General features: G+C 70.9%; 22 protein-coding genes, 2 tRNA genes and 1 pseudogene. 13 read left to right on the top strand and 12 right to left on the bottom strand.

The window, feature by feature from the left end:
• Positions 1-7 precede the first annotated feature (7 nt).
• The 3 genes from DEP02_RS09930 to DEP02_RS09920 all read right to left on the bottom strand — a co-directional run bounded on the left by DEP02_RS09930 (position 8) and on the right by DEP02_RS09920 (position 3,583).
• A complete protein-coding gene (locus DEP02_RS09930; RefSeq protein ID WP_112466965.1) occupies positions 8-1,093 on the bottom strand; it encodes an LLM class flavin-dependent oxidoreductase in 1,086 nt (361 codons plus the stop codon).
• Between the two features lie 433 nt (positions 1,094-1,526).
• Positions 1,527-2,681 (bottom strand): glutathione-independent formaldehyde dehydrogenase, encoded by a 1,155-nt coding sequence (locus tag DEP02_RS09925; protein WP_112466976.1) that lies wholly within the window; start codon positions 2,679-2,681, stop codon positions 1,527-1,529.
• Between the two features lie 170 nt (positions 2,682-2,851).
• Positions 2,852-3,583, bottom strand: a complete 732-nt coding sequence (locus DEP02_RS09920; protein WP_112466964.1) for a maleate cis-trans isomerase family protein — start codon at positions 3,581-3,583, stop codon at positions 2,852-2,854.
• A gap of 211 nt (positions 3,584-3,794) precedes the next feature.
• Between DEP02_RS09920 and ehuB the strand changes: the two genes are divergently transcribed.
• From ehuB to DEP02_RS09895, 5 genes are all read left to right on the top strand, one after another.
• A complete protein-coding gene (gene ehuB / locus DEP02_RS09915) occupies positions 3,795-4,727 on the top strand; it encodes an ectoine/hydroxyectoine ABC transporter substrate-binding protein EhuB (RefSeq protein WP_112466963.1) in 933 nt (310 codons plus the stop codon).
• Entirely contained in the window at positions 4,724-5,473 is a 750-nt protein-coding gene (gene ehuC, locus DEP02_RS09910) for an ectoine/hydroxyectoine ABC transporter permease subunit EhuC (RefSeq protein ID WP_112466975.1), read from the top strand. Before ehuB ends, ehuC begins: the two co-directional genes overlap by 4 nt.
• Complete coding sequence (ehuD, locus tag DEP02_RS09905; protein WP_112466962.1) at positions 5,470-6,120, top strand: ectoine/hydroxyectoine ABC transporter permease subunit EhuD; 651 nt, start codon at positions 5,470-5,472, stop codon at positions 6,118-6,120. The genes ehuC and ehuD overlap by 4 nt, the downstream gene beginning before the upstream one ends.
• Before the next feature lie 43 nt (positions 6,121-6,163).
• The gene (gene ehuA, locus DEP02_RS09900) at positions 6,164-6,937 is read left to right on the top strand and encodes an ectoine/hydroxyectoine ABC transporter ATP-binding protein EhuA (protein ID WP_112466974.1); all 774 of its coding nucleotides are present in this window, start codon (positions 6,164-6,166) and stop codon (positions 6,935-6,937) included.
• 130 nt (positions 6,938-7,067) lie between these two features.
• Positions 7,068-7,141: transfer RNA gene (locus DEP02_RS09895), tRNA-Lys, on the top strand.
• Positions 7,142-7,187: 46 nt separating this feature from the next.
• Here the strand turns inward: DEP02_RS09895 and DEP02_RS09890 are convergent.
• Together DEP02_RS09890 and DEP02_RS09885 are read right to left on the bottom strand one after the other, a co-directional pair.
• A complete protein-coding gene (locus DEP02_RS09890) occupies positions 7,188-7,649 on the bottom strand; it encodes a DUF3592 domain-containing protein (protein ID WP_112466961.1) in 462 nt (153 codons plus the stop codon).
• Between the two features lie 88 nt (positions 7,650-7,737).
• Positions 7,738-8,343: a lytic polysaccharide monooxygenase auxiliary activity family 9 protein gene (locus DEP02_RS09885; protein ID WP_112466960.1), complete on the bottom strand. Its 606-nt coding sequence runs from the start codon at positions 8,341-8,343 to the stop codon at positions 7,738-7,740.
• 225 nt (positions 8,344-8,568) lie between these two features.
• Between DEP02_RS09885 and DEP02_RS09880 the strand changes: the two genes are divergently transcribed.
• The 3 genes from DEP02_RS09880 to glxA all read left to right on the top strand — a co-directional run bounded on the left by DEP02_RS09880 (position 8,569) and on the right by glxA (position 13,024).
• Positions 8,569-8,642 (top strand) — tRNA-Lys (locus tag DEP02_RS09880).
• Between the two features lie 396 nt (positions 8,643-9,038).
• On the top strand, positions 9,039-11,093 hold the full coding sequence (locus DEP02_RS09875) for a glycosyltransferase family 2 protein (RefSeq protein WP_112466959.1): 2,055 nt from the start codon (positions 9,039-9,041) through the stop codon (positions 11,091-11,093).
• Positions 11,090-13,024: a radical copper oxidase GlxA gene (gene glxA, locus DEP02_RS09870; RefSeq protein WP_112466958.1), complete on the top strand. Its 1,935-nt coding sequence runs from the start codon at positions 11,090-11,092 to the stop codon at positions 13,022-13,024. Before DEP02_RS09875 ends, glxA begins: the two co-directional genes overlap by 4 nt.
• An 83-nt stretch (positions 13,025-13,107) precedes the next feature.
• Here glxA and DEP02_RS09865 read toward each other — a convergent pair whose 3' ends face one another.
• The 3 genes from DEP02_RS09865 to DEP02_RS09850 all read right to left on the bottom strand — a co-directional run bounded on the left by DEP02_RS09865 (position 13,108) and on the right by DEP02_RS09850 (position 15,680).
• A complete protein-coding gene (locus tag DEP02_RS09865; RefSeq protein ID WP_112466957.1) occupies positions 13,108-14,139 on the bottom strand; it encodes a glycoside hydrolase family 6 protein in 1,032 nt (343 codons plus the stop codon).
• A 178-nt stretch (positions 14,140-14,317) separates the two neighbouring features.
• On the bottom strand, positions 14,318-14,554 hold the full coding sequence (locus DEP02_RS34535) for a hypothetical protein (RefSeq protein WP_332871940.1): 237 nt from the start codon (positions 14,552-14,554) through the stop codon (positions 14,318-14,320).
• A 346-nt stretch (positions 14,555-14,900) separates the two neighbouring features.
• A complete protein-coding gene (locus DEP02_RS09850) occupies positions 14,901-15,680 on the bottom strand; it encodes an HAD-IIA family hydrolase (protein WP_112466955.1) in 780 nt (259 codons plus the stop codon).
• 146 nt (positions 15,681-15,826) lie between these two features.
• Here DEP02_RS09850 and DEP02_RS33330 point away from each other — a divergent pair, with 146 nt between their 5' ends.
• The gene (locus tag DEP02_RS33330; RefSeq protein ID WP_157977406.1) at positions 15,827-15,994 is read left to right on the top strand and encodes a hypothetical protein; all 168 of its coding nucleotides are present in this window, start codon (positions 15,827-15,829) and stop codon (positions 15,992-15,994) included.
• Positions 15,995-16,013: 19 nt separating this feature from the next.
• Here DEP02_RS33330 and DEP02_RS09845 read toward each other — a convergent pair whose 3' ends face one another.
• The 3 genes and pseudogenes from DEP02_RS09845 to DEP02_RS09835 form a co-directional block, all read right to left on the bottom strand.
• The gene (locus DEP02_RS09845; RefSeq protein WP_112466954.1) at positions 16,014-16,742 is read right to left on the bottom strand and encodes an SDR family oxidoreductase; all 729 of its coding nucleotides are present in this window, start codon (positions 16,740-16,742) and stop codon (positions 16,014-16,016) included.
• Positions 16,743-16,896: 154 nt separating this feature from the next.
• Positions 16,897-17,052, bottom strand: a pseudogene (locus DEP02_RS34530) (DUF1737 domain-containing protein); the annotation flags it as partial.
• 268 nt (positions 17,053-17,320) lie between these two features.
• Complete coding sequence (locus DEP02_RS09835) at positions 17,321-18,457, bottom strand: ROK family transcriptional regulator (protein WP_112466953.1); 1,137 nt, start codon at positions 18,455-18,457, stop codon at positions 17,321-17,323.
• An 86-nt stretch (positions 18,458-18,543) separates the two neighbouring features.
• On the opposite strand from DEP02_RS09835, the gene DEP02_RS09830 reads away from it, so the two are divergent.
• The 4 genes from DEP02_RS09830 (at position 18,544) to DEP02_RS09815 (ending at position 22,207) form a co-directional block, all read left to right on the top strand.
• Positions 18,544-19,617, top strand: a complete 1,074-nt coding sequence (locus tag DEP02_RS09830) for a Gfo/Idh/MocA family oxidoreductase (RefSeq protein WP_112466952.1) — start codon at positions 18,544-18,546, stop codon at positions 19,615-19,617.
• Complete coding sequence (locus tag DEP02_RS09825; protein ID WP_112466951.1) at positions 19,614-20,138, top strand: heme-degrading domain-containing protein; 525 nt, start codon at positions 19,614-19,616, stop codon at positions 20,136-20,138. The genes DEP02_RS09830 and DEP02_RS09825 overlap by 4 nt, the downstream gene beginning before the upstream one ends.
• A gap of 109 nt (positions 20,139-20,247) precedes the next feature.
• Positions 20,248-21,153 carry an LLM class F420-dependent oxidoreductase gene (locus DEP02_RS09820; protein ID WP_112466950.1) on the top strand — a complete coding sequence of 302 codons (906 nt, stop codon included), beginning with the start codon at positions 20,248-20,250 and terminating at the stop codon, positions 21,151-21,153.
• Between the two features lie 70 nt (positions 21,154-21,223).
• Positions 21,224-22,207, top strand: a complete 984-nt coding sequence (locus DEP02_RS09815) for an endonuclease/exonuclease/phosphatase family protein (RefSeq protein ID WP_112466949.1) — start codon at positions 21,224-21,226, stop codon at positions 22,205-22,207.
• A 41-nt stretch (positions 22,208-22,248) separates the two neighbouring features.
• Here DEP02_RS09815 and DEP02_RS09810 read toward each other — a convergent pair whose 3' ends face one another.
• On the bottom strand, positions 22,249-23,106 hold the full coding sequence (locus tag DEP02_RS09810) for a fumarylacetoacetate hydrolase family protein (protein WP_112466973.1): 858 nt from the start codon (positions 23,104-23,106) through the stop codon (positions 22,249-22,251).
• Between the last annotated feature and the right edge of the window lie 165 nt (positions 23,107-23,271).

Raw genomic sequence — 23,271 nt, 5'->3', positions numbered from 1 at the left:
GCCCCGCTCAGTTCCTGGGCAGGTCGTAGGCGTCCGCGATGAGTTCGTAGCTGCGCAGGCGTATGTCGCCGCTGTGCGCGTTGCTCGTGATCATCAACTCGTCGGCGCCGGTGCGTTTCTGCAGCTCGTCGAGGCCCGCGCGGACCTCGTCGGGGGTGCCGTGCACCACGTTGGCGTTCCAGGAGGCGACGAACTCCCGCTCCGCCGGGCTGAATTCGTACGCCTCCGCCTCCTCCGGAGTGGGTACGAGGCCGGGGCGGCCGGTGCGCAGCCGGACCATGTTCAGCGCGGCGGCCAGCACCTGGCGGCGGGCCTCCTTCTCCTCGTCGGTGGCGAGCGCGGCGACGCCGATCAGGGCGTACGGGGCGTCGAGCACCGCGCTCGGCCGGAAGGACTCGCGGTACAGGTCGAGGGCGGGGAGGGTGTTCCGCGCGGAGAAGTGGTGGGCGAAGGCGAAGGGCAGGCCGAGCAGGCCGGCGAGGCGGGCGCTGAAGCCGGAGGAGCCGAGGAGCCAGACCGGCGGGCGGTGCGGGGACTGCACGCCGCCCGGGGAGGTGCCCTGGACAGGGCCGGGGACGGCGTGGACACGGCGGTAGGGGTGGCCGTCGGGGAAGTCGTCGTCGAGGAAGTGGATCAGCTCCGCGAGCTGCTGGGGGAAGTCGTCGGCGCCTTCGTTGGGCCTGTCGGTGCGGCGCAGGGCGGCGGCGGTGGCGCCGTCCGTGCCGGGGGCCCGGCCGAGGCCGAGGTCGATACGGCCGGGGGCCATGGCCTCCAGGGTGCCGAACTGCTCCGCGATGACCAGGGGGGCGTGGTTGGGGAGCATGACTCCGCCGGAGCCGAGGCGGATGCGGTGGGTGTGGGCGGCGAGGTGGGCGAGGATCACCGCGGGTGAGGAGGAGGCCACGCCGGGCATGGAGTGGTGTTCTGCCACCCAGTGGCGGTGGTAACCCCGGGACTCCGCGAGGCGGGACATCTCGACGCTGGTGCGGAGCGCTTCGGTGGCGGTGTGGCCCGCGCCCACGGTGACGAGGTCCAGTACGGACAGGGGGACGGGAGCGGTTCCGTGGGTCGTTCCCCTGATCTCGTCTGCCACCGGTGCCTCCTGGTTTCGCCGTTCGCTTTCCTGACCGGCGTCAACAGGGCACCGTTGCCTTTTGTTCCTTTTCCCACCCGCCCAACCGTCTCGGTCCCTTGAAAGCCCCCACCGCGGGGCTCCACCCCGGGCCCCGGAGAACCCCCTGCGGGGCTCCGCCCCGGAACCCGAAGGAAACGCGTCGCGGGGCTCCGCCCCGAGCCCGGGGAACAGCCCCGATGCTCGCCCCGAACCCCGAAGGAAAGCCGGACCCACGGCGGTACTCGCCCCGACCCCGAAGGAAAGCCGATCCCACCGCGGTACTCGCCCCGACCCCGAAGGAAAGCCGATCCCACCGCGGTACTCGCCCCGAAGCCCAGGGGAAGCGGCCGCGGGGCTCGTCCCGAAACCCTCGGGTTCCGGGGCGAGCCCCGCGGCTCCCCTTGTCCCTCCGTCACGCTGCCAGTGCGTGGCCCGGGCGGAGGACCACCTTGGTGTAGCCCTCGATCCGCTTGTCGAACTTCTGGTACGCGTCGGGCGCCTCTTCCAGCGGCACCTCGTTGGAGACCACGAAGCTGGGCTTGGCGCGCCCTGCGATGATCAGGTCGCGCAGCTGGCGGTTGTACAGCTTGACGTTGCACTGGCCGGTGCCCATCGCCAGGCCCTTTTCGAACATCTTGCCGATGGCGACCAGCAGCTGGCCGTGCTTGGCCTGCTCGTCGGGTGCGCCCGGGTCGGAGGGCACGTACAGACCCGGTACGCCGAGCATGCCGGTGGGCCGTACCGTCTGGATGAGCTGGTTCAGGACGATGGCGGGCTCTTCCTGACCGGGGTCCTTGTGGGACTGGGCCTGGTAGCCGACGGCGTCCACGCCCTTGTCGGTGCCTTCTCCGTCCGTCTGTTCCTTGATCTGCTCGGCCGGGTCGCCCTTGGTGAAGTCGATCGGGATGGCCCCGATCTCCTCCGCCTTGGCGAGCCGCTCGGGCACCCGGTCGACCGAGAACACCTTCGCCGCGCCGCGCAGCAGCGCCGAGTAGGCGGCCATCAGGCCCACCGGTCCCGCGCCGAAGACGACGACGGACTCGCCGGGCTTCACCTGGGCGAGTTCGCAGCCGTGGTAGCCGGTCGGGAAGATGTCGGCGAGCAGCACGAAGTCGTTCTCGTGCTCCTCCCCCGGTGGCAGTTTCAGGCAGTTGAAGTCGGCGTAGGGCACGCGTACCCGCTCCGCCTGGCCTCCGAGGTAGGGACCCATCGCCACGTATCCGTAGGCTCCGCCGGCGAAGCCGGGGTTGACCGTCAGGCAGAACCCGGTCTTTCCGGCGAGGCAGTTCTTGCAGAAGCCGCAGGCCACGTTGAACGGCATCACGACCCGGTCGCCCTGGGACAGGGAGGTCACGCCGTTGCCGACCTCCTCGATGATGCCGAGGTTCTCGTGGCCGAAGACGATGCCCGGCTCGGCGGCCGTGCGGCCCTCGTACATGTGCAGGTCGGACCCGCAGATCGCGCTCGACGTGACGCGTACGATCACGTCGTTCGGGTGCTGTATCTGTGGGTCTTCGACTTCCCTCACCGTCACGCTGAAGGGCTTTTCGTAGACGACGGCTTTCACCTGGGTCACCTCCGCGTCGAACGCTGGACGACGGCGGCGACGACGGGCCGTTACCGGGGACGCACACGCAGGCGAGGTCGGTCGCCCCGTGCCGTGGGCCCGGGCGTTCTCGCTGCACCGCCGGTACTTCCAGGTAACGCCTCCGCGGCAGGGTCCGCAACCGCGGCGGCTCACACCTGGACGATCGGCTCCCGGGTGAACAGCGCGCCCAGCGCGGGAGCGTTGACGCGGCGGTCGGTCAGGCGCAGGGCCTCCCACACGCTGACCTGGTTCCCCGTGAGGACCGGCTTGCCGAGGTCCTTCTCCAGGGCCGGGATGTGGGCCACGGTGTGCAGGGCGGTGTCGGGCAGCAGGACCGCCTCCGCCTCCGGGACGTCCGCCTCCCGGGCCAGGGCCAGGACCTCCGCCTCGCCCCAGGTGGCCACTTCGGCCGCCGTGACGGTCCCGGCGCTGCGGGCGGCGGCCACCTCGATGTTCCCGGCGCGCAGGAAGTCCACGAACAGGGCGGTGACGTCCTCCGGGTAGGCCGCGGCGAGAGCCACCCGGCGCGCGCCGATCTCGGCCGCCGCGTGCACGAAGCCGAAGGAGGTGGAGGAGGCCGGCATGCCCGCCGCCCGGGCCAGCTCGCGGACCTGTTCGTGCGCGCCCCGCCGGCCGCGTACGAAGCTGCCGCCGGCGCATGCCCACACCACCGCCTCCGCCCCGGTCAGGCGCAGCCCCTCCACGCCCTGGGCGAGCCGCTCGGGCGCGCCCATCTCGTGCAGCGCGTCCACCCGGTGCGTGTCCTCGCCGGGGTCGGTGTGGACCAGGTCCACCCGGATGTCGCTGCCCAGGAGCTGCTCGGTGCGCGGGTAGTCGTCCTCTGCGAAGTGGCCCGGGTAGAGGAATCCGAGTGCGGTCATGTCCAGCCTTCCTGCTGTTCTTTTCGACAGCTGCTCTTCCGGCAGTGGGGGCGGCCGGTACGGCCCCACGGCTCGGGTACCCCGTCGGCGCGGCACAGCCCCACCTCGTGACCCGGCGGGCCGGATCAGGTTTCGACAACGCCTGTGAAGGATTGAAGGGGGCTGAAAACCGGCCGGAATACCCTTCCGGGTTCCGGGTAGCGGCGCGCCCATGGTTCCCTTCCAGTCACACGACAGGGGCTCGCCCCGTACGGACAGACCCGGCCTGCGCCGCCGCGCCCTGCTCTCGGGTGCCGCCGCCCTGGCCGCGGCCGGCGCGGTCGGGGCGAGCAGCGGTTGCAGCCGGGTGGCCACCGCCGACACCGGTGACGGCGGCCGGCTGCTGGAGCAGCTGCGGGCCCGGGGCAGCGTGCGCCTGGGCATCGCGGGCGAGCAGCCCTACGGCTACATCGGCAAGGACGGCAAGGTGACGGGGTCGGCCCCGGCCATAGCCACCCGGATCTTCCAGCGGCTCGGCGTCGGCCGCGTCGAACCGTTCCCCACCGAGTTCGGCTCGCTGATCTTCGGGCTGAACTCGCTGCAGTTCGACGTGGTCGCGGCGGGCATGTACATCAACCCGGACCGCTGCGGGCAGGTGCTCTTCGCGGATCCCGAGTACCAGATGAAGGATGCCTTCATCGTGGCCAGGGGCAACCCGATGAAGCTGCGCAGCTACCAGGACATCGCCCGGAGCGGGGCGCGGATGGCGACCGGTATCGGCTACGCGGAGATCGACTACGCCAAGGCGGCCGGGGTGAAGAGGATCACCACCCTGCCCGACCAGCTGGCCGGTCTCCTCGCCGTCGAACAGGGCCGGGTCGACGTCTTCGCGGGCACCGCGGTCACCGTGCGCAACGTGCTGGAGCAGACCCGCAGCACCAAGGCGGAGGCCACCGACGAGGTCACGCCGTACGTGGACGGCAAACCGGTCGTCGACGTCGGCGGCTTCGCGTTCCGCAGGCCCGAGCGGAATCTGCGCGACGCCTTCAACCGGGAGCTGCACAAGATGAAGCGCAGCGGCGAACTGCTGCAGATCATGCGCCCCTTCGGGTTCTCCGAGGAGCAGATGACGACGCTCACGGCCGAGGAGAAGTGCCGGCCATGAGTGAGATCACATCGGGCCTGTGGGGCCTTCTGCTGCACGGGCTGTGGGTCACGGTCCAGCTGACCGTGTTCAGTGCCGCGCTCGGCGCGGCCGTCGCGTTCGCCGTGGGGCTGGCCCGCACCCACCGGCTGTGGATCGTCCGGTTCGTGTCGGGCGCCTACTTCGAACTGTTCCGGGGCACCTCGGCGCTGGTGCTGATGATCTGGGTGTTCTTCGTGGTGCCGATGACGCTGGGCTGGCAGCTCGTCCCCATGTGGGCGGCCGTGCTCACGCTCGGGTGCACCTACGGCGCCTACGGCTCGGAGGTCGTCCGGGGCGCGGTGGCCGCGGTGCCGCAGGCGCAGCGGGAGGCCGGTGTCGCGCTGGGCTTCACCCCGGTCCAGCGGCTGCGCAAGATCGTACTGCCGCAGGCCTGGCCGGAGATGGTCCCGCCGTTCAACAACCTGCTGATCGAGCTGCTGAAGGGCACCGCCCTGGTGTCCGTGCTCGGTGTGGGCGACATCACCTTCGCGGCCCAGCTGGTGCGCAACGCCACCGGCCGGAGCGCCCCCGTCTACACGGTGATCCTCGTCATGTACTTCGTCCTCGCCTTCCTCCTCACCCGGGGGATGCGGCGGGTGGAGCGCAGGGCCAAGGCGAGCGTCGGACGGCTCGCGCCCGCGGAGCCCTCCGGGACCGCGAAGACCGGCCGGGTCCGGCAGCAGGACCTGGCCGGCAGCTCCTCGGCCACCGGAGGTGTCTCGTGAACTGGGACTGGTCCACGCTGGGCGACTTCCTGCCCCTCTTCGGGCACGGCGTGCTGGTGACCCTGCAGGCCCTGGTCCTGGGCGCGCTGATCGCGTTCGCCCTCGGCCTGGTCTGGGCGCTGGCCCAGCGTTCGCCGCTGAAGGTGGTGCGCTGGCCGGTCACGGCCGTCACGGAGTTCGTCCGCAACACGCCCCTGCTGGTGCAGCTCTTCTTCATCTTCTACGTGCTGCCCGAGTGGGGCCTGACGCTCTCCGCGCTGGCCACGGGCGTGATCGGCCTGGGGCTGCACTACTCGACGTACACCGCGGAGGTCTACCGCGCCGGCATCGACGGCGTGCCGGCCGGCCAGTGGGAGGCGGCGACGGCGCTCAGCCTGCCGCGCTCGCGGACCTGGGCCGCGGTGATCCTGCCGCAGGCGCTGCGCCGTGTCACGCCCGCGCTCGGCAACTACGTCATCGCGATGCTGAAGGACTCGCCGATGCTGATGACCATCGGTGTGCTGGAGATGCTCGGCCAGGCCCGCCAGTTCGGCTCGCGGACCTTCCAGATGAACGAGCCGATCGTGGTCGTCGGCATCGCCTTCGTCCTCATCGCCTACCCCGCCTCCCTTCTTCTGCGAGCCCTGGAGCGACGCCTTGCCCGCTGACGCCGAACCCTCGATCCCGAAGACCGCCGCCACCACCAGCACCGTGGACAGCCCCGCCGGCGGCCCCGGCGGCCCCGGCAGCCGTGAGCTGATCCGTCTGGAGCAGGTCACCAAGCGCTTCGGCGACCACACCGTCCTGGACCGGCTCGACTTCTCCGTGGACACCGGCAAGCACGTCACGCTGATCGGCCCGTCCGGCTCCGGCAAGACGACGATCCTCCGGCTGCTGATGACGCTCACCAAGCCCGACGAGGGCACGATCACCGTCGACGGGGAGCGGCTGTTCCCGGCGCCGGAGCAGCAGTGCCGGGAGGTCCGCAAGAAGATCGGGATGGTCTTCCAGCAGTTCAACCTGTTCCCGAACATGACCGTCCTGCGCAACATCACCGAGGCCCCGGTGACCGTCCTCGGCCTGTCCAGGGACGAGGCGGAGGATCGCGCCCGCGAGCTGCTGGACCTGGTGGGACTGGCCGACAAGTGCGACGTGCGCCCGACCCAGCTCTCGGGCGGGCAGCAGCAGCGGGTGGCCATCGCACGGGCGCTGGCGATGCGGCCGCAGGTGCTGCTGCTGGACGAGGTGACCTCGGCGCTGGACCCGGAGCTGGTCGCGGGCGTGCTCGACCTGCTGCGGGACATCGCCCGCAGCACCGACATCACCATGCTGTGCGTGACCCACGAGATGAACTTCGCCCGGGACATCTCCGACCAGGTCCTGATGTTCGACTCGGGCCGGGTCATCGAGTCGGGCCCGCCGGAGAAGCTCTTCGGCGACCCGGACCACGAGCGCACCAGGGAGTTCCTGAGCGCGGTTCTCTAGGGGCGCACGGAAGCGACCACCCCGGCGGCACGTGCGTCCCCGCATCCCGCCGGGGTGGTCGGAAGCACCCCGGGGAACCAGGTAGTATTTTCTTTGTCGCCGGCCGCGGAGAGCGGACGGCGGGAGTCATGCGCCGCTAGCTCAGTTGGTTAGAGCAGCTGACTCTTAATCAGCGGGTCCGGGGTTCGAGTCCCTGGCGGCGCACAGATGGGAGAGGCCCCTCGTGATCACGAGGGGCCTCTCGGACGTTTTACGGCAGGAAGGTGTCCACCGCCGAGAAGATCACATGGACGACGACCATGAAGATCACGCAGCCGGCGATGAACACGCCCAGGAAGGCCGCCAGGCAGCCCGATTCCGCCGCGAGCCTCCCGCGTGCCGGGGCATGGGCCGTCGCCCGCTCCGGCCACTCAGCCGCGTAGTGCACGGTGACGAGGTCGCCCTCGACGACCGTCGAGGGCCCGTTGCCCTCCTCGAAGCGGACGCTGCGGCCCTCGCGCGTGGTGAACTCGTACACATGGTGCAGCGTCGTGCTCACCATGGTGTCCCCGCCGCCGCTGGTCGTGGTGTACGTCCGCAGGCACCGTGCCTCGGCCGTGAGCCCGCTGCTCCAGGCGCTGCGCATGTCCTGGGAGCGGCGGACGACCTTGACCAGCATGAAGACCGCGACGCCGATCATGAGCAGCGGCACGACGTAGAACAGCGCTTCCATGAAGTCCCCCGTACTCCGTGCGCGGCCGTGATCGGCCGGCGTGGGAGCAACCTACCCACGCCGGCCGGCCCGGTGTCTCAAGGACCGCTCAGAACGTGACGTCCGAGCAGGCGTAGAACGCGTTGCCCGTGTCGGCGACCGTCCAGACCGCGAGGATCACGTGGCGGCCGCTCAGCCCGGTCGGCAGGGTGCCGCTGTGGCTGAGGGTGGCCGGCGGCTGATTGCCGCCGTAGGGGACCGTGAGGAACGGGGTCGTGTTGAGGTCGGAGCGGCTCAGGGCGTGGTTCTGGTTCCAGCCCTGCTTGGTCACGTAGTACCTGAAGTCGGTCGTGGCGTGCCGGGCCGTGAACTGCCAGCGGAAGGTGTAGCTCTGCCCGCCGTTGACCCTGGTGGTGGGCCAGGCGCCGCCCGAGGGGGTCCTGGGGCTGTCGAGCTGGCCGAACCGGGTGTTGTTCCCGGAACAGATCCGTCCGTCGGCCGGCCCGGACGCCGGGAAGCCTTTGGGGCCCTCGACGCTCTGCGGTTCCCACTGGATGTCGCCGCAGTTGGACACGGTGCCGTTGGCACAGAGTTTCTGCCGGCTGATGGGGAGGTCGGTGTAGCCGTGGCTGCTGGCGCCGCCGGTGGAGAGCACGAAGGCTCCGGCGGTCGTCAGACCGAGCACGGCTGCGTACAACTTGGCCTTGGTGCGCATACTGCCGCTCCTGGAGATGTGGGGGAGATTCAGTGAGCTGTGCAGGTCTAGACCAAGTCTCAGATTATTGCTGCGAGGTGAGCATGTCCATACCAATCACGGACCCGACTCCGGCTCTCCCTCCCGCTGTCCCCGCCGCGGGCCCGGCCGGGGCCGGGCCGGGCCCGTCGCGGAACAGTGGCCGGGAACGCCTCCGGGCGTCGTGTAAAGTGGACGGGTCGGCAGGCGCCGCTAGCTCAGTTGGTTAGAGCAGCTGACTCTTAATCAGCGGGTCCGGGGTTCGAGTCCCTGGCGGCGCACGGCGATGAGGGCGAGCCCCGTCCGCGGAAAACGCGGACGGGGCTCGCCCTCGCTGCATCCGTCCCCCGCCGCGTCCTTGCGATCACGCCGAACACCGTAGAACCCTGGGTGCGAGGTGCCGCCGATACGCGGCACTTGGGGGTGTTGAGGATGGTGGGGGGTGTTGGGGGGTTGTAGCAGCCGGTTGCCCGTTCCGTGGGGATAAGGGCCCCCATGCGTCGACGGCCGCCAAGGGGGGCGGCCCTGCAACCGGCAGGCCGCGGTGCCGTGTCTATAAAGTGCACGGCGTGGTGCCCGCGGCCCACCACGCACACGCCTGCGAAAGGTCCAGGGGAACCCGGGGCAGGCGAAGGAACCGACAGACACGCGCACCTGTGCGTGTGGGGGGATGACTCATGACGTCCACGCCGAAAGGCGCCCGGCAGGATTTCGATCCTTCTCGGACGACCCAACTCCGGGTGCCATGGCACCGCAGCGGCCACACCGGCACCCTGCGCAGAATCAAGAAGACCCTGCCGAGATACGACTACGAGCACTACAGCCGCCTGGCCGGCCCCCTCACCCAGCCCGACCCCGACAAGCCGTACAGGGTGCGGTACCGCTCGCTGATCTCCCAGGAGCCGCACCGCGTCCGGGTCGCGCTGATGCTGGCCGCCGCACCGCTGCTGTCGCTGGTCCTGCTGGCCTGGCTGCTGCAGCCCGAGCACTGGACCGAACGCGACCACCCGGCCTACGACTTCCTGCCGGCCCTCGACACGGTGATGCTGGTCTCGATCGGCCTGATCGAGTTCTTCCGCTGCATGAACGTGCTGTCCAACGCGCACGCCACCCTGGTCGCCCGCGACCCCGTACCCGTGGTGCCCGAGACCGGCACGAAGGTCGCCTTCCTGACCTCCTTCGTGCCCGGCAAGGAGCCCCTGGAGATGGTGACCAAGACCCTGGAGGCCGCCGTACGGCTGCGCCACCGGGGCCTGCTGCACATCTGGCTGCTCGACGAGGGCGACGACCCCGAGGTGAAGGCGGTCTGTGCGCGCCTGGGCGTGCACCACTTCAGCCGCAAGGGCGTCGAGCGCTGGAACCGGCCCAAGGGCCCGCACCGCGCCAAGACCAAGCACGGCAACTACAACGCCTGGCTCCAGGCGCACGGCGGCGACTACGACTTCTTCGCCTCCGTCGACACCGACCACGTGCCACTGCCCAACTACCTGGAGCGGATGCTGGGTTACTTCCGCGACCCGGACGTCGGCTTCGTCATCGGCCCGCAGGTCTACGGCAACTACGACACGTTCGTCACCAAGGCGGCCGAGTCGCAGCAGTTCCTCTTCCACGCCCTCATCCAGCGCGCCGGCAACCGCTACGGCGCCCCCATGTTCGTCGGCACCTCCAACGCCGTACGGATCAAGGCGATCAAGCAGATCGGCGGCCTGTACGACTCGATCACCGAGGACATGGCCACCGGCTTCGAGATGCACCGCGCCAGGAACCCGGCCACCGGCCGCAAGTGGAAGTCGGTCTACACCCCGGACGTCCTCGCGGTCGGCGAGGGCCCGAACGCCTGGACGGACTTCTTCACCCAGCAGCTGCGCTGGTCCCGGGGCACCTACGAGACGATCCTCAAGCAGTACTGGAAGGGCTGGTACTCGCTGCCGCCGGGCAAGCTCTTCAACTACACCATGATGATCATCTTCTACCCGATGTCCGCCCTCAACTGGATTCTGGCGGCGCTGAGTTGCGCGCTGTTCCTGGGCCTGGGCGCCTCGGGCGTGAACATCGACCCGACCGTGTGGCTGATGCTCTACGGCAACGCCTCCGCGCTCCAGATCGGCCTGTACGTCTGGAACCGCCGGCACAACGTCTCCCCGCACGAGCCGGAGGGCTCCGGCGGGGTGGCCGGCATGGTGATGTCGGCGCTGTCGGCGCCGGTCTACGCACGCTCGCTGATGGACGCCGTGCTGCGCCGCAAGAGCAAGTTCGTGGTGACCCCGAAGGGCGAGTCGGCCAGCCCCGACACGCTGTTCGGCACGTTCCGCATCCACTGGTTCTTCATTCTGGTCTTCGGCGGTTCGCTCGCCGCCGGTTTCGCCTTCGGGCACTCCCACCCGGCGATGATCACCTGGGCCACGTTCGCCCTGCTCATCACGGCCGCACCGATCTTCGCCTGGCGGTGGACGCTCCGGCAGGAGCGGAGGAGGAGCGCGGGCCCGGCCGCCGCGCCGGAGCCGCAGGACGCGGTCCCGACCGCCGTTCCGGAGCCGCAGGACGCGGTCCCGGCACACGCGCACCGGGCCCACACACCGGCCCAGGGGCTGCCGGTCCCCGTGGCGGAGGTGCCACCGGGACACGCGCCGCACACGGCGCGACAGCAGCCCGGCTGGGTGACGACGAACGGAACGACGGGCGATCACACCGTGCGGATCGCCCTCGGTGGACTGGGGGGACGTAAGGAATGAAGGACCATGCCGGCTTCCGCCGCGCCCGACGGGTCGGGATCGGCGCGGTGGTGGTAGTCGCTCTGGCCGGGATGAACGGGCCGTGGCTCTACCGCTTCGGCACGGAGCGCTACCACCACTACAAGATCAACAAGCCCGAGTACAAGGCCGAGAACGGCCACTGGGAGATCGTCGAGTTCCCCAAGGAGTACCGGCAGAACACCATCCACGCCGTGCTGCTGCACACGGGCAAGGTGCTGATGGTCGCCGGTTCGGGCAACAACAAGAAGAACTTCGACGCCCGGCAGTTCGACACCCGTATCTGGGACCCGGCCAAGGGCACCATCAAGAAGGTGCCCACCCCCGAGGACCTGTTCTGCACGGGCCACACCCAGCTCGCCGACGGCAACATCCTGATCGCCGGCGGCACCAAGCGGTACGAGAAGCTCCAGGGCGACGTCACCAAGGCCGGCGGCCTGATGATCGTCCACAACGAGAACCCGGACAAGCCGATGACGCTGCCCGCGGGCACGAGGTTCACCGGCAAGGAGAACGGCAAGACGTTCGTCTCCAAGGACCCGGTGCTGGTGCCGCGCGCCAAGAAGAACTTCGACAAGACCGGCAGGTTCACCGGCAACACCCCGGGTCTGGGCCGTATCTACGTCGAGGCGCAGAAGAGCGGCGCCAAGTACGAGACCGGAACCCAGGACAACTACACGGTGCAGGGCCTGGCCGGCGCCGACGCCCGCAACACCTACGGCATCGCGCAGAAACTCGCCCTGGACAAGAAGGACTTCCAGGGGATCCGGGACGCCTACGAGTTCGACCCGGTCGCCGAGAAGTACATCAAGGTCGACCCGATGAACGAGGCCCGCTGGTACCCGACGCTCACCACCCTGAGCGACGGCAAGATCCTCAGCGTCTCCGGCCTCGACGACATCGGCCAGCTGGTCCCGGGCAAGAACGAGGTCTTCGACCCCAAGAGCAAGAAGTGGACGTACACGCCGAAGATCCGCCAGTTCCCCACCTACCCGGCGCTGTTCCCGCTGCAGAACGGCAAGCTGTTCTACTCCGGCTCCAACGCGGGCTACGGCCCGGCCGACGAGGGCCGCGACCCGGGCATCTGGGACGTGGACAGCAACGAGTTCACCAAGCTGCCCGGCCTGAGCGACGCCGACATGATGGAGACCTCCGGCACGGTCCTGCTGCCGCCCGCGCAGGACGAGCGGTTCATGGTGATCGGCGGCGGCGGGGTCGGCGAGTCCAAACTGGCCAGCAACAAGACCCGGATCATCGGCCTGAAGGACAAGAACCCGCGCTTCACGGACGGCCCGACGCTGGAGAAGGGCACCCGCTACCCGCAGGCCTCGATCCTCCCGGACGACTCCATCCTGGTCTCCGGCGGCTCGGAGGACTACCGGGGCCGCAGCGACTCCAACATCCTCCAGGCCCGGCTCTACGACCCGAAGTCCAACACCTTCAAGCGGATCGCCGACCCGCTGGTGGGCCGCAACTACCACGCCGGCTCGATCCTGCTGCCGGACGGCCGGGTGATGTTCTTCGGCTCCGACTCGCTCTTCGGCGACAAGGCCAACACCAAGCCCGGTACGTTCGAGCAGCGCGTCGAGATCTACACGCCGCCGTACCTGTACCGGGACGCGCGGCCCTCCCTGTCGGGCGGCCCGCAGACCATCGCCCGGGGCGCCTCCGGGACGTTCACCTCGCAGCACGCCGGCACGGTCAAGAAGGTCCGGCTGATGCGCCCGAGCGCCTCGACGCACGTGACGGACGTCGACCAGCGCTCGATCGGGCTGGACTACACCACGTCCGGCGACAAGATCACGGTGACGGTGCCGAAGAACCGGAACCTGGTGCCGTCGGGGTGGTACATGCTGTTCGTGGACGACGACCAGGGGACGCCGAGCGAGGCACAGTGGGTGAAGGTGCCGTAGTCTGACGTCCTTTTGACGTCCTTTTGCGTCTTTGGGGGCGCCCTCCTTGAAGGGGGGCGCCCCCAAGTCGCTTCCGCATCTTGCTACTTGCTGGTTTTCGCCAGCTCAAGCGCGTACTCGGCCCACCAGTCGCCCGCCTTGGGGCCGCCCTTGCAGGTGCCGTCGGACTCGCCGGGCCGCTTGACCCACAGGTAGGCGTCGACGAGGGGGTCGGCGGTCCTGGTCGACGGTGTCTCGCCGAGCGCCCGGCCGGGCGGGTTGCACCAGCGCTCGCCCGGATCGCCTTCGGTGTAGGGGCCGTTGCCGTTGCGGCTGGTGTCGACGACGAAGTGCTTGCCGCCGATCTTGGCGGACAGCTGCTTGCCGTAGGCGAGGGAGTCCTCGGTGGAGTAGAAGTTGGAGACGTTGACCGCGAAGCCGTCGGCCTGTTCCACGCCCGCCCGTCGCAACGGCTCGAAGATCTGGTCGGGATGGCCCCAGCCCGCGTTGCCGGCGTCCAGGTAGACCTTGGTGTTCTTCAGGGACTTGAGCCGTTCGATCGCGCCCTTGAGCAGGTCGTAGCGCTCGCCCTGGAACTCCTCCGGGGTGCAGCCGTCCACCAGGTGCAGTACGGCGTCCGGCTCCAGGATCACCGTGGCCGCCCGGTCCCCGATGCCCTTGGCCACGCCGTCCACCCAGGCCCGGTAGGCGTCGCCGTCACCGGCGCCGCCCTGCGAGTACTGGCCGCAGTCGCGGTGCGGGACGTTGTAGAGGACGAGCAGCGCGGTGCGGCCCGCCCTGTCGGCGGCCTCGGTGAACCCGCGGGCCTCCTCCTCGGGGTTCTCCGGCCCGATCCACTGGCCGGTCGGCTGCTCGGCGATCTTCCGGATCTGCTCGGCGTCGGCCTTCTTCCCGGCCTTGACGTACGCGGCGACCTGCTGGGCCGCCTTGCTGTCCGGGTTGACCCAGAACGGGTCGGTGTCCTTGGGCTGTTGGGTGATGGAGGCGTCGTCGTCCTTGCCGTCGTCGCCTCCCGAGGAACACCCGGCGGCCAGCAGCGCCGCCCCCAGCACCACCGCGGACGCCCGGATCCCCGCCGAAGAGACGCGCGAGAGAGCCCCTTTCCTGCCGTACATGCCTTCCCCCCTGGTGTGTTCGGCCACGCCCCATGCTGACACACGGGTGACGCCGCCCTCACGCACTCCGCCGGTGCCTGTCGGGGACCTGTTACGGCGGGGCTCAGGGGACGGTTCCGGCCGGGGGCCCAGAGACCGATTCCCGCCAGGAGCCCAGAGACCGGTTCCCGCCGGGGGCTCAGGGGCCGGTTCCAGCGGGCCGTCCGGCCGCGGCCATGTCCCCGGTGACGACCGGCGCGGCCGGCGGCTGCCGTACGTCGCCCAGGCCCTGCCCCCACAGCCACACCCCGAGCAGCAGCACGACCCAGGCCAGGCCGACGAGGAGACGGCCGGTACTGCGGGAGGAGGCACGGTCGGAGTCGAAGCAGGAGCCGGAGCCGGAGCAAGGGTCCGAGCCGAGGTCAGGGCCGGGCATGGTGATCACGTCCTCGGTCGTCCGTCCGGTCGTCCGTCCTGCGGCTCCGGTGGGCGACGGCCGCCGCGGCGGCGCCCGCGAGGACCAGCCCGGTCACCGCGTGCGCGGTACCGGGACCGGCGGGGGCGGCGGGGGCCTCCGCGGCAGCGGGGACGCGGTCAGGGATCTCGGCGTGCCCTTCCGCGGCCCCGGCCGCGGGAACCAGGAGGGCCCCCACCAGAAGTCCCGCACAAAGAGTGAGACGTACTGGACCCATCGTGACACCTCCGCCTTCCAGGAGACGCCCGACGGCCCGGTCCCGCATCCGCTGCGGCCCCGCACTGCTCCGAACGGGGGAATGCGTGTCTCAGACCTGCTCGACGAGATCCGCGATCGAGTCGACGACGCGGGACGGCCGGAACGGGAAGCGGTCGACGTCCTCCGGCTGGGTGACACCGGTCATGACCAGGAACGTCCGCATCCCGGCCTCCAGGCCCGCGAGCACGTCGGTGTCCATGCGGTCGCCGATCATGGCGGAGGTCTCCGAGTGGGCGCCGAGCGCGTTCAGCCCGGCGCGCATCATCAGCGGGTTGGGCTTGCCGACGAAGTACGGCTTCTTGCGGGTCGCCGCGGTGATCAGGGCCGCGATCGAGCCGGTGGCGGGCAGGGCGCCCTCGGCGGAGGGGCCCACGTTGTCCGGGTTGGTGGCGATGAACCGGGCGCCGTCGTTGATCAGGCGCACGGCCTTCGTCATGGCCTCGAAGGAGTACGTCCGGGTCTCCCCGAGGATCACGAAGTCGGGGTCGTGGTCGGTCAGGACGTAGCCGATGTCGTGCAGCGCGGTGGTCAGGCCGGCCTCGCCGATGACGTAGGCGGTGCCGCCGGGCCGCTGGTCGTCGAGGAACTGCGCCGTGGCCAGGGCGGAGGTCCAGATGTTCTCCTCCGGCACGTCCAGGCCCATGCGCTCCAGCCGGGCGTGCAGGTCGCGCGGGGTGTAGATCGAGTTGTTGGTGAGTACCAGGAACGGCCGGCCGGACTCCCGCAGCTTCTTCAGGAAGGCGTCGGCACCGGGAATGGGAACACCCTCGTGGATCAGGACACCGTCCATGTCGGTGAGCCACGACTCGATGGGCTTGCGGTCTGGCATGTGTGAGTCTCCTGCCGTTCCTGCCGTACGCGGACGTGCGTGAACCCCAGCCTAACCAGTGCCCGGATCTTGCCGAAACGGTCCGGCGGGAGCGTTGCGGGTACGCTGCGCCGCAAGCCGAGGTCCCGGGAGCCAGGGGGAGACAGATGCTGAAGCGGCAGTACTGGGGAGTCACCGTCCTCTTCTTCGTCGTGGCCTTCAGCTACGTCGGCTACCGCCTCAACGGCGGGCACCCCAGCGCGCCGTGGCTGATCGGCGGACTTGCGGCCGGGGTGTTCGTCACGGCGGTTCTGGCCCGGGCCGGAACGAAGTAGGCCCGCTGGAGCGGGCGGGTCAGGAGAGCCAGTCGGTGTAGCGGGTGGGGGCGAGGTGGGCGTGCCGGTCGGTGAGGACGTCCCCCTTGACGACGGCGAACATGCCGGCGGTGGGGTCGGTGACGACCGTACGCTTGTCGCCCTTGCGGGACAGGGTCATCCGGCCCAGCTCGTCCAGGGAGAAGACCTCGGGGCCGGCGATGTTGCGGACGCCGTTCAGCGGGGCGCCCGCGGCGACCTCCGCCACCGCGTCGGCCACGTCCTTGGAGGCGATCGGCTGGATCGGCGTGGCGGGCAGCCGGACGGTGTCGCCGTCGGCGGTCCAGGACATGACGGCGTCCATGAACTCCATGAACTGCGTCGCCCGGACGATCGAGTAGGGGATCGGCCCGGCCGCGAGGATGCGCTCCTGGAGCACCTTGGCCCGGTAGTAGTCCAGCTCCGGCACCTGGTCCGCGCCGACGATCGAGAGGATGACGAAGTGGCTGACGCCGCCCCTCTGTGCCGCGGCCAGAAGGTTGTCCATCGAGGTCCGGAAGAAGGCCGCGGAGGCTTCGTCGAAGGTCGGGGAGTTCGTCAGGTTGACGACGACCTCGGCTCCCGCCACCGCCTCGTCCAGCCCCTGGCCGCTGATGACGTCGACCCCGGTGGAGTGCGAGTGCGGCACCGCCTCGTGCCCGGCGGCGTTCAGCTTCCTGACGACCTGCGACCCGATCAGCCCGGTACCGCCGATGACTGCGAACCTCATGCCGTGCCCTTCGTCTGCCTCTCGTCGGACCATGTCCGCAATATGGCATACGAACCGCTATGTGGCCTGACGTGACCTGACAGGTGCCGAAGCCGGCGAAACAGCCGCAGGCCCAGTTCCCGGTCTCCCGATACCCGGACCAGACGACCGCCTGCGCGACGATCACCCGTTCCCCGTCGGACGTGACCGACGGCCCTTCGTGCAGCCGGTACCCCATCGCCAGCGCCTCGCTCACACGGTGGCAGAACGCCGCGTCGTCAGGACCAGCCAGCACCCGGTAGACGGGCAGCCCGTCCGGTGTCGTCGTCATGCCCCAAACGTGTCACACGCCCCGCCGCCAGGATCTCGCGCGGCAAGGCGGCCGGGCCCGGAAACGCCTCGGCCCCGGCGACATGATCATGAAGATCAGCGGTCCATCGGGGCTTGTCAGCCGGTGGAGCACCCACACCGGCAGGCGGAACGACGTGACGCACGCTTCGCAGGCTCCCGGTGCCGGACCGTGGGTGGAGGCCTGCCCCACTCGGCCCGCTTCGGGTTGTGCACCTGACCGAGGCGCCCAGCGCACCCCCGCGCAACCGTCACCCGTCTCCCCGCCCGAACATCGGCGCGAGAACCAGTTGCGCCGCCCCTTCCGCGACCCCCCGCTCCCCACCCGGCGCGACCCGGACCGGGACCGCCCCGTCCGGCATCCCCTCCCGCCGGGCCCGTGCGGCGACCACCGCGCTCACTCCGCTCACGAACACCTCGGGCGCGGCAGCCACGGTCCGCCCACCGAGCAGCACCAGCTCGATGTCCAGCAACCCCACGAGGTTCGCGGCCGCGGCCCCCAGCACCCGCGCCGCCTCCGCCGGCTCCCCCCGCTCCACGGCCGCCAGACACAGCGCCTCGACGCACCCCCGGTTCCCGCACCCGCACACCGGGCCGTCCAGCTGGATCACCTGGTGTCCGAACTCCCCGGCCCCCGTCCGCACTCCCCGGTGCACGCTCCCCCCGATCACGAGCCCGGCCCCCAACCCCGTACCCAGGTGGAGATACGCGAACGACCCGCCCTCCCCCGCGACCGCCAGCCCCAGCGCGGCGGCGTTGGTGTCCTTGTCGACCACGACGGGCACACCGAGCCGCCGCGTGAGCGCGTCCCGCAGCGGGAACCCGTCCCACTCGGGAAACCCGGTCACCCGGTGCAACACACCACTCCGGTGATCGAGCGGCCCGGGCAGCGCCACCCCGACCCCGGCCAGGGACTCCGCGGACCCGGGAGGGCACCCCCCGAGCACCTCCCCCACCAGCTCCTCGGCCTCCCGCGCCACCGCCTCCACGACGGCGTCCGCCCCCGCCCCCAGGTCCAGCGGTCGGCGCCGCTCACCGACCACGGCGCCGTCCAGGTCGACGACCACCGCCCGTGCCTCGTCCCGGTCGACGTGCACCCCTACCGCGTGCCCCGCATCCGGCACCAGCCGCAGCACCGTGCGCGGCTTGCCCCCGGTGGACGCCTGCCGCCCCGCCTCCGCGACCAGCCCCCGCTCCCGCAACCGTGCGGTGATCTTGCTGACCGCCTGCGGGGTGAGCCCGGTCCGCTCGGCGAGCTCCAGCCGGCTGATCCCCTCCGCGCCCGCCCCGCGCAGCAGGTCGAGCACCAGCGCGGCGTTGTGGCTGCGCAGGGCGGGCAGGTTCACCCCGGCGTGCGCCCGCCGCCCCGCCGTCCCCGAGACCGTCACGCCGCCCGTCCCACTCCTCCTGCTGCTCACGCCCCCATACTGACCCCACGCTTGCACTTCGGCAACAGCGTTGCGAAAGTAGGACCATGACTGGCACCCCCCTCCGCGTGGGCCTCGTCGGCTACGGCCTCGCCGGCTCCGTCTTCCACGCCCCGCTGATCGCCGCGACCGAGGGCCTGACCCTCGACACGGTCGTCACCTCCAACCCGCAGCGTCAGGAACAGGCCCGGGCGCAGTTCCCGGACGTCCGCACCGTCGCCACCCCCGACGAACTGTTCGCCCGCGCCGGCGAGCTGGACCTGATCGTCGTCGCCTCCCCGAACAAGACCCACGTCCCGCTCGCCACCACCGCCCTGAAGGCGGGCCTGCCGGTGGTCGTGGACAAGCCGGTCGCCGGTACGGCGGCCGAGGCGCGGGACCTCGCGGCCCTGGCCGAGGAGCGCGGCCTGCTCCTGTCCGTCTTCCAGAACCGCCGCTGGGACAACGACTTCCTGACTCTCCGCAAGCTGCTCGCCGAGGGCGAGCTGGGTGACGTGTGGCGGTTCGAGTCCCGCTTCGAGCGCTGGCGGCCGAAGCCGAAGGGCGGCTGGCGGGAGTCCGGCGACCCGGCGGAGATCGGAGGGCTGCTGTACGACCTCGGCAGCCACGTGGTCGACCAGGCCCTGGTCCTGTTCGGCCCGGCCACCCAGGTGTACGCCGAGTCGGTGATCCGCCGCGCGGGCGCCGAGGCCGACGACGACACGTTCATCGCGATCACCCACGCGAACGGCGTCCGCTCCCACCTCCACGTCTCCGCCACGGCCGCCCAACTCGGCCCGCGCTTCCGGGTGCTGGGCTCGCAGGCGGGCTACGTGAAGTACGGCCTGGACCCGCAGGAGGCGGCACTGCGGGAGGGAGAGCACCCGGGCGCGACAGACGGCTGGGGCACGGAGGACGAGTCGCTGTGGGGCCACCTGGGCTCCGGGGAGTCCCCGCTGACCGGCGGCGGCCGCCCCGTACCGACCCTGCCCGGCGACTACCCGGCGTACTACGCCGCCGTCGCCGCCGCCCTGCGCGAGGGCGCCACGAACCCGGTGACCGCCCACGAGGCAGCCGCCGCACTCGACGTCCTGGAGGCGGCCCGCCGCTCGGCCCGCGACGGCGTGGCGGTGCGGCTGTGACGAGCAACGACACGCAGACCACTCAGCCCACCCAGCCCACCCAGAGCACCCGGACCACCCCGAGCATCGAGGAACTGGAGGCCCAGGAACGCCGCCTGGTCCTCCCCCACTTCACCCTCGACGACGCCTGGACCCTGGGCTCCCTGCTGGTCGACCTGGCACGCGAGCGCCGGGCCCCGGTCGCCATCGACATCCACCGTGCCGGTCAGCAGCTCTTCCACGCGGCCCTGCCCGGCTCCACCCCCGACAACGACGCCTGGATCACCCGCAAACGCCGGGTGGTGGAGCGCTACGGCTGCGCCTCCTACCTGGTCGGCGCCCGCTTCCGCGCCAAGGGCACCACCTTCGAGGCCTCCTCCCGCCTGGACCCGGACCTCTACGCGGCCCACGGCGGCTCGTTCCCGATCAACGTCGAGGGCGCGGGCGTGATCGGCGCGGTGACGGTGTCCGGGCTGCCTCAGCTGGAGGACCACCGGATGGTGGTGGAGGCGCTGGAGCGGTTCCTGGAACAGCAGCGTTAGTGCTGTCGGGGGAAGCCGGGGATTATCCCGGGACGCCCTCCGGTTGGGGTGTGCTGTACGCGTGACGATCAGGGCACAGCACCCACCCCGTCCGGAGGGATCGGAACCGATGAGCGACACCGCAAGCCCTTTGCAGCGCCCTTTGCAGGAGACCGTCGGCCGCTACGGCATCTGGAGCATCGGACTCCGCTCGGAGGACGCGGCCCGGCGCACCGAACTCGCCGAGGCCGCAGCAGAGTTGGAGGAACTGGGATACGGGGCCGTCTGGCTGGGCGGCAACAGCACCGCCCGCAACGCCGCCCCGCTGATCGAGGCGACCCGGCGGATCACCGTCGCCACCAGCATCCAGAGCGTCTGGCAGCAGGACCCCGTCGACACCGCGGCAGAGTTCACCGATCTGGAGGCCGCCCACCCCGGCCGCTTCGTCCTGGGCCTCGGAGTGAGCCACGGCCCGCGCGTGGAGCAGTACCGCAAGCCGTACTCGACGATGGTCGGCTTCCTGGACCGGCTCGACGAGCTCGACCGGTCCGGCAAGGGCGGCGTACCCGCCGGGCGCCGGGTGCTCGCCGCCCTCGGCCCGAAGATGCTGGAGCTGTCCCGGGACCGGGCGGCCGGCGCGATCCCGTACCTGGGCACGCCGGAGCACACCGCGCAGGCCCGCGAGGTGCTGGGCGAAGCCGCCCTGCTGGCCCCGGAGTTCAAGGTCGTCCTGGAGACCGACCCGACCCGCGCCCGCACGGCGGCCCGCGCCTACCTCGCCCCCTACCTCGAACTGCCCAACTACACCAACAACTTCCTGCGCCTTGGTTTCACCGAGTCCGACGTCACCGGCGGCGGCAGCGACCACCTGATCGACGCGCTGTTCGCCTGGGGCGAGGACTCCCGCGTCCGCGAGCACGTCGAGGCGTTCCGCGCGGCGGGCGCGGACCACGTGGCACTCCAGGTGATCACCGACGGCCCGCGTGACGCCCTGCCGAGGCAGGAGTGGCGCAGGCTGGCCTCCCTGCTGGGGTGACCTCCGGAAACTGATTCGCCTGGGAGATCGTCTTGGGAGGTGAGGTCAAGGGGACGGAGGGCGGGGAGCCATGGTGGAACAGGCGCGGGCGGACAGCGGTACGACGCCGACGGTGGAGGCGGCGGCGCCCCGGTGGACGCGGGGGCGGGTGCTCGCCGCGCTCGCGGTGCTGACGGCCGGGCTGCTGGCCTTCCACCGGGCCGTGCCCAACTCCGTGGGCCGCCTGGGCAGTTTGCTGGAAGCGTTCCTGCCGTGGCTCGGCCTGGTGGTCGTGGTGCTGCTCGGCCTGGCGTTGCTGCGCCGTTCGGCCGTCGCGCTGGTGGCCCTGCTCCTGCCGGTGGCGGCCTGGACGTACCTCTTCGGTGGACTGCTCCTGCCCGCGACGGAGCCCGGCGCTCACGACCTGCTGGTGGTGCAGCACAACGTCAGCGACGAGAACCCCGACCCGGCGGGCACGGCCCGCGCCCTGGCCGACGCCGAACCCGATCTCATCGCGCTTCAGGAGCTGGTGCCCCCGGCCCTGTCGGTCTACGAGAGGACCCTCGCCCCGGAGTACCCGTACCACGAGGTCCGGGGCACCGTCGGACTCTGGTCGAAGCATCCGCTGACCGACACCCGGCTGCTGGACATCAAACCCCGGGGAATCACTGAGGACTGGAGTCGCGGTCTGCGGACCGTGGTCCACACGCCGCACGGCGAGATCGCGGCGTACGTCGCGCACCTGCCCTCGGTCCGCGTCCGGGCGAGCGGCCTCGCATCCGCCCGGCGCGACGAGAGCGCCGGCCTGCTGGGCCGGGCCATCGCCGCCGAGAAGCTGAAAACGGTGCTGCTGCTGGGCGACCTCAACAGCACGGTCGACGACCGCGGCCTGGCCCCGCTGACCTCACAGATGAACGTGGCGGAACGAGGCCTCGCCTTCAGCTTCCCCACTACCTTCCCCCTGGCCCGGATCGACCAGGTCATGGCCCGCTCGGCATCCGTCACCCACATCCGCACACTGCCCGCCACCACCAGCGACCACCTCCCGGTGGCCGCCAGGATCACCTTGGGCTGATCGGGCTGATCGGGCTGATGGAACCGAAGAAGCAGTCCCGATCAGGCCTGCTTCAGCTCCTGCCGCTGCCGCCCCAGCCCCTCGATCTCCAGCTCGACCACATCCCCCGCCCTCAGATACGGCTTCGGCTCGGGCTGCCCGAGCGCGACACCCGCCGGCGTACCGGTGTTGATGACGTCACCGGGGTACAGGGTCATGAACTGGCTGACGTACCGCACGACTTCCGCCACCGGAAAGATCTGCTCCGCGGTCGTCCCGTCCTGCTTCAGCTCCCCGTTGACCCACAGCTTCAGCGGCAGCGCCTGCGGGTCCGGCACCTCGTCGGCCGTCACCAGCCAGGGACCGAGCGGGTTGAACGTCTCGCAGTTCTTCCCCTTGTCCCAGGTCCCGCCCCGCTCGATCTGGAACTCCCGCTCGGAGACGTCGTGCGCCACCGCGTACCCGGCGACGTGCGCGAGCGCCTCCTCCCGCGACTCCAGGTACCGGGCCGTACGCCCGATGACGACCGCCAGCTCCACCTCCCAGTCGGTCCTGGTGGACCCGCGCGGCACGAGCACGGTGTCGTACGGCCCGACCACCGTGTCCGCCGCCTTGAAGAAGATCACCGGCTCGGCGGGCGGCTCGGCACCGGTCTCGCGGGCGTGGTCGTGGTAGTTCAGCCCGATGCACACGACCTTGCCGATCCGGGCGAGCGGCGCCCCGATCCGCACCCCGTCCGCATCCAGCACGGGCAGTTCCCCGGCCTCGGCGGCCTCCCGGATCCGCCCGAGCGCCGCGTCGTCGGCGAGCAGCCCACCGTCGATGTCCGCGACCAGCCCCGACAGATCCCGCAGGACCCCGCCCCCGTCCAGCAGCGCGGGCCGCTCCGCCCCCACCGCACCGACTCGTAGCAGCTTCATGATCCCCATCTCCCTCGATCGCGGGCTGCCCGGCCGATGAAGGCGACCTGAGTGCGGCGGACGCAGTCATCGGAGGGCCGGCCGATCCTCCAAGGTCCACGTCCACTCCGCAACACCCCGTTCACGTGCTGGACTCACCGGATACAACACGGCCCGCCCCGGGCC

Source organism: Streptomyces triticisoli (assembly GCF_003270085.1).
GTDB lineage: Bacteria > Actinomycetota > Actinomycetes > Streptomycetales > Streptomycetaceae > Streptomyces > Streptomyces triticisoli.
The sequence above is the reverse complement of the archived record's forward strand: the minus strand, read 5'-3'. Positions and strand labels throughout refer to the sequence as shown.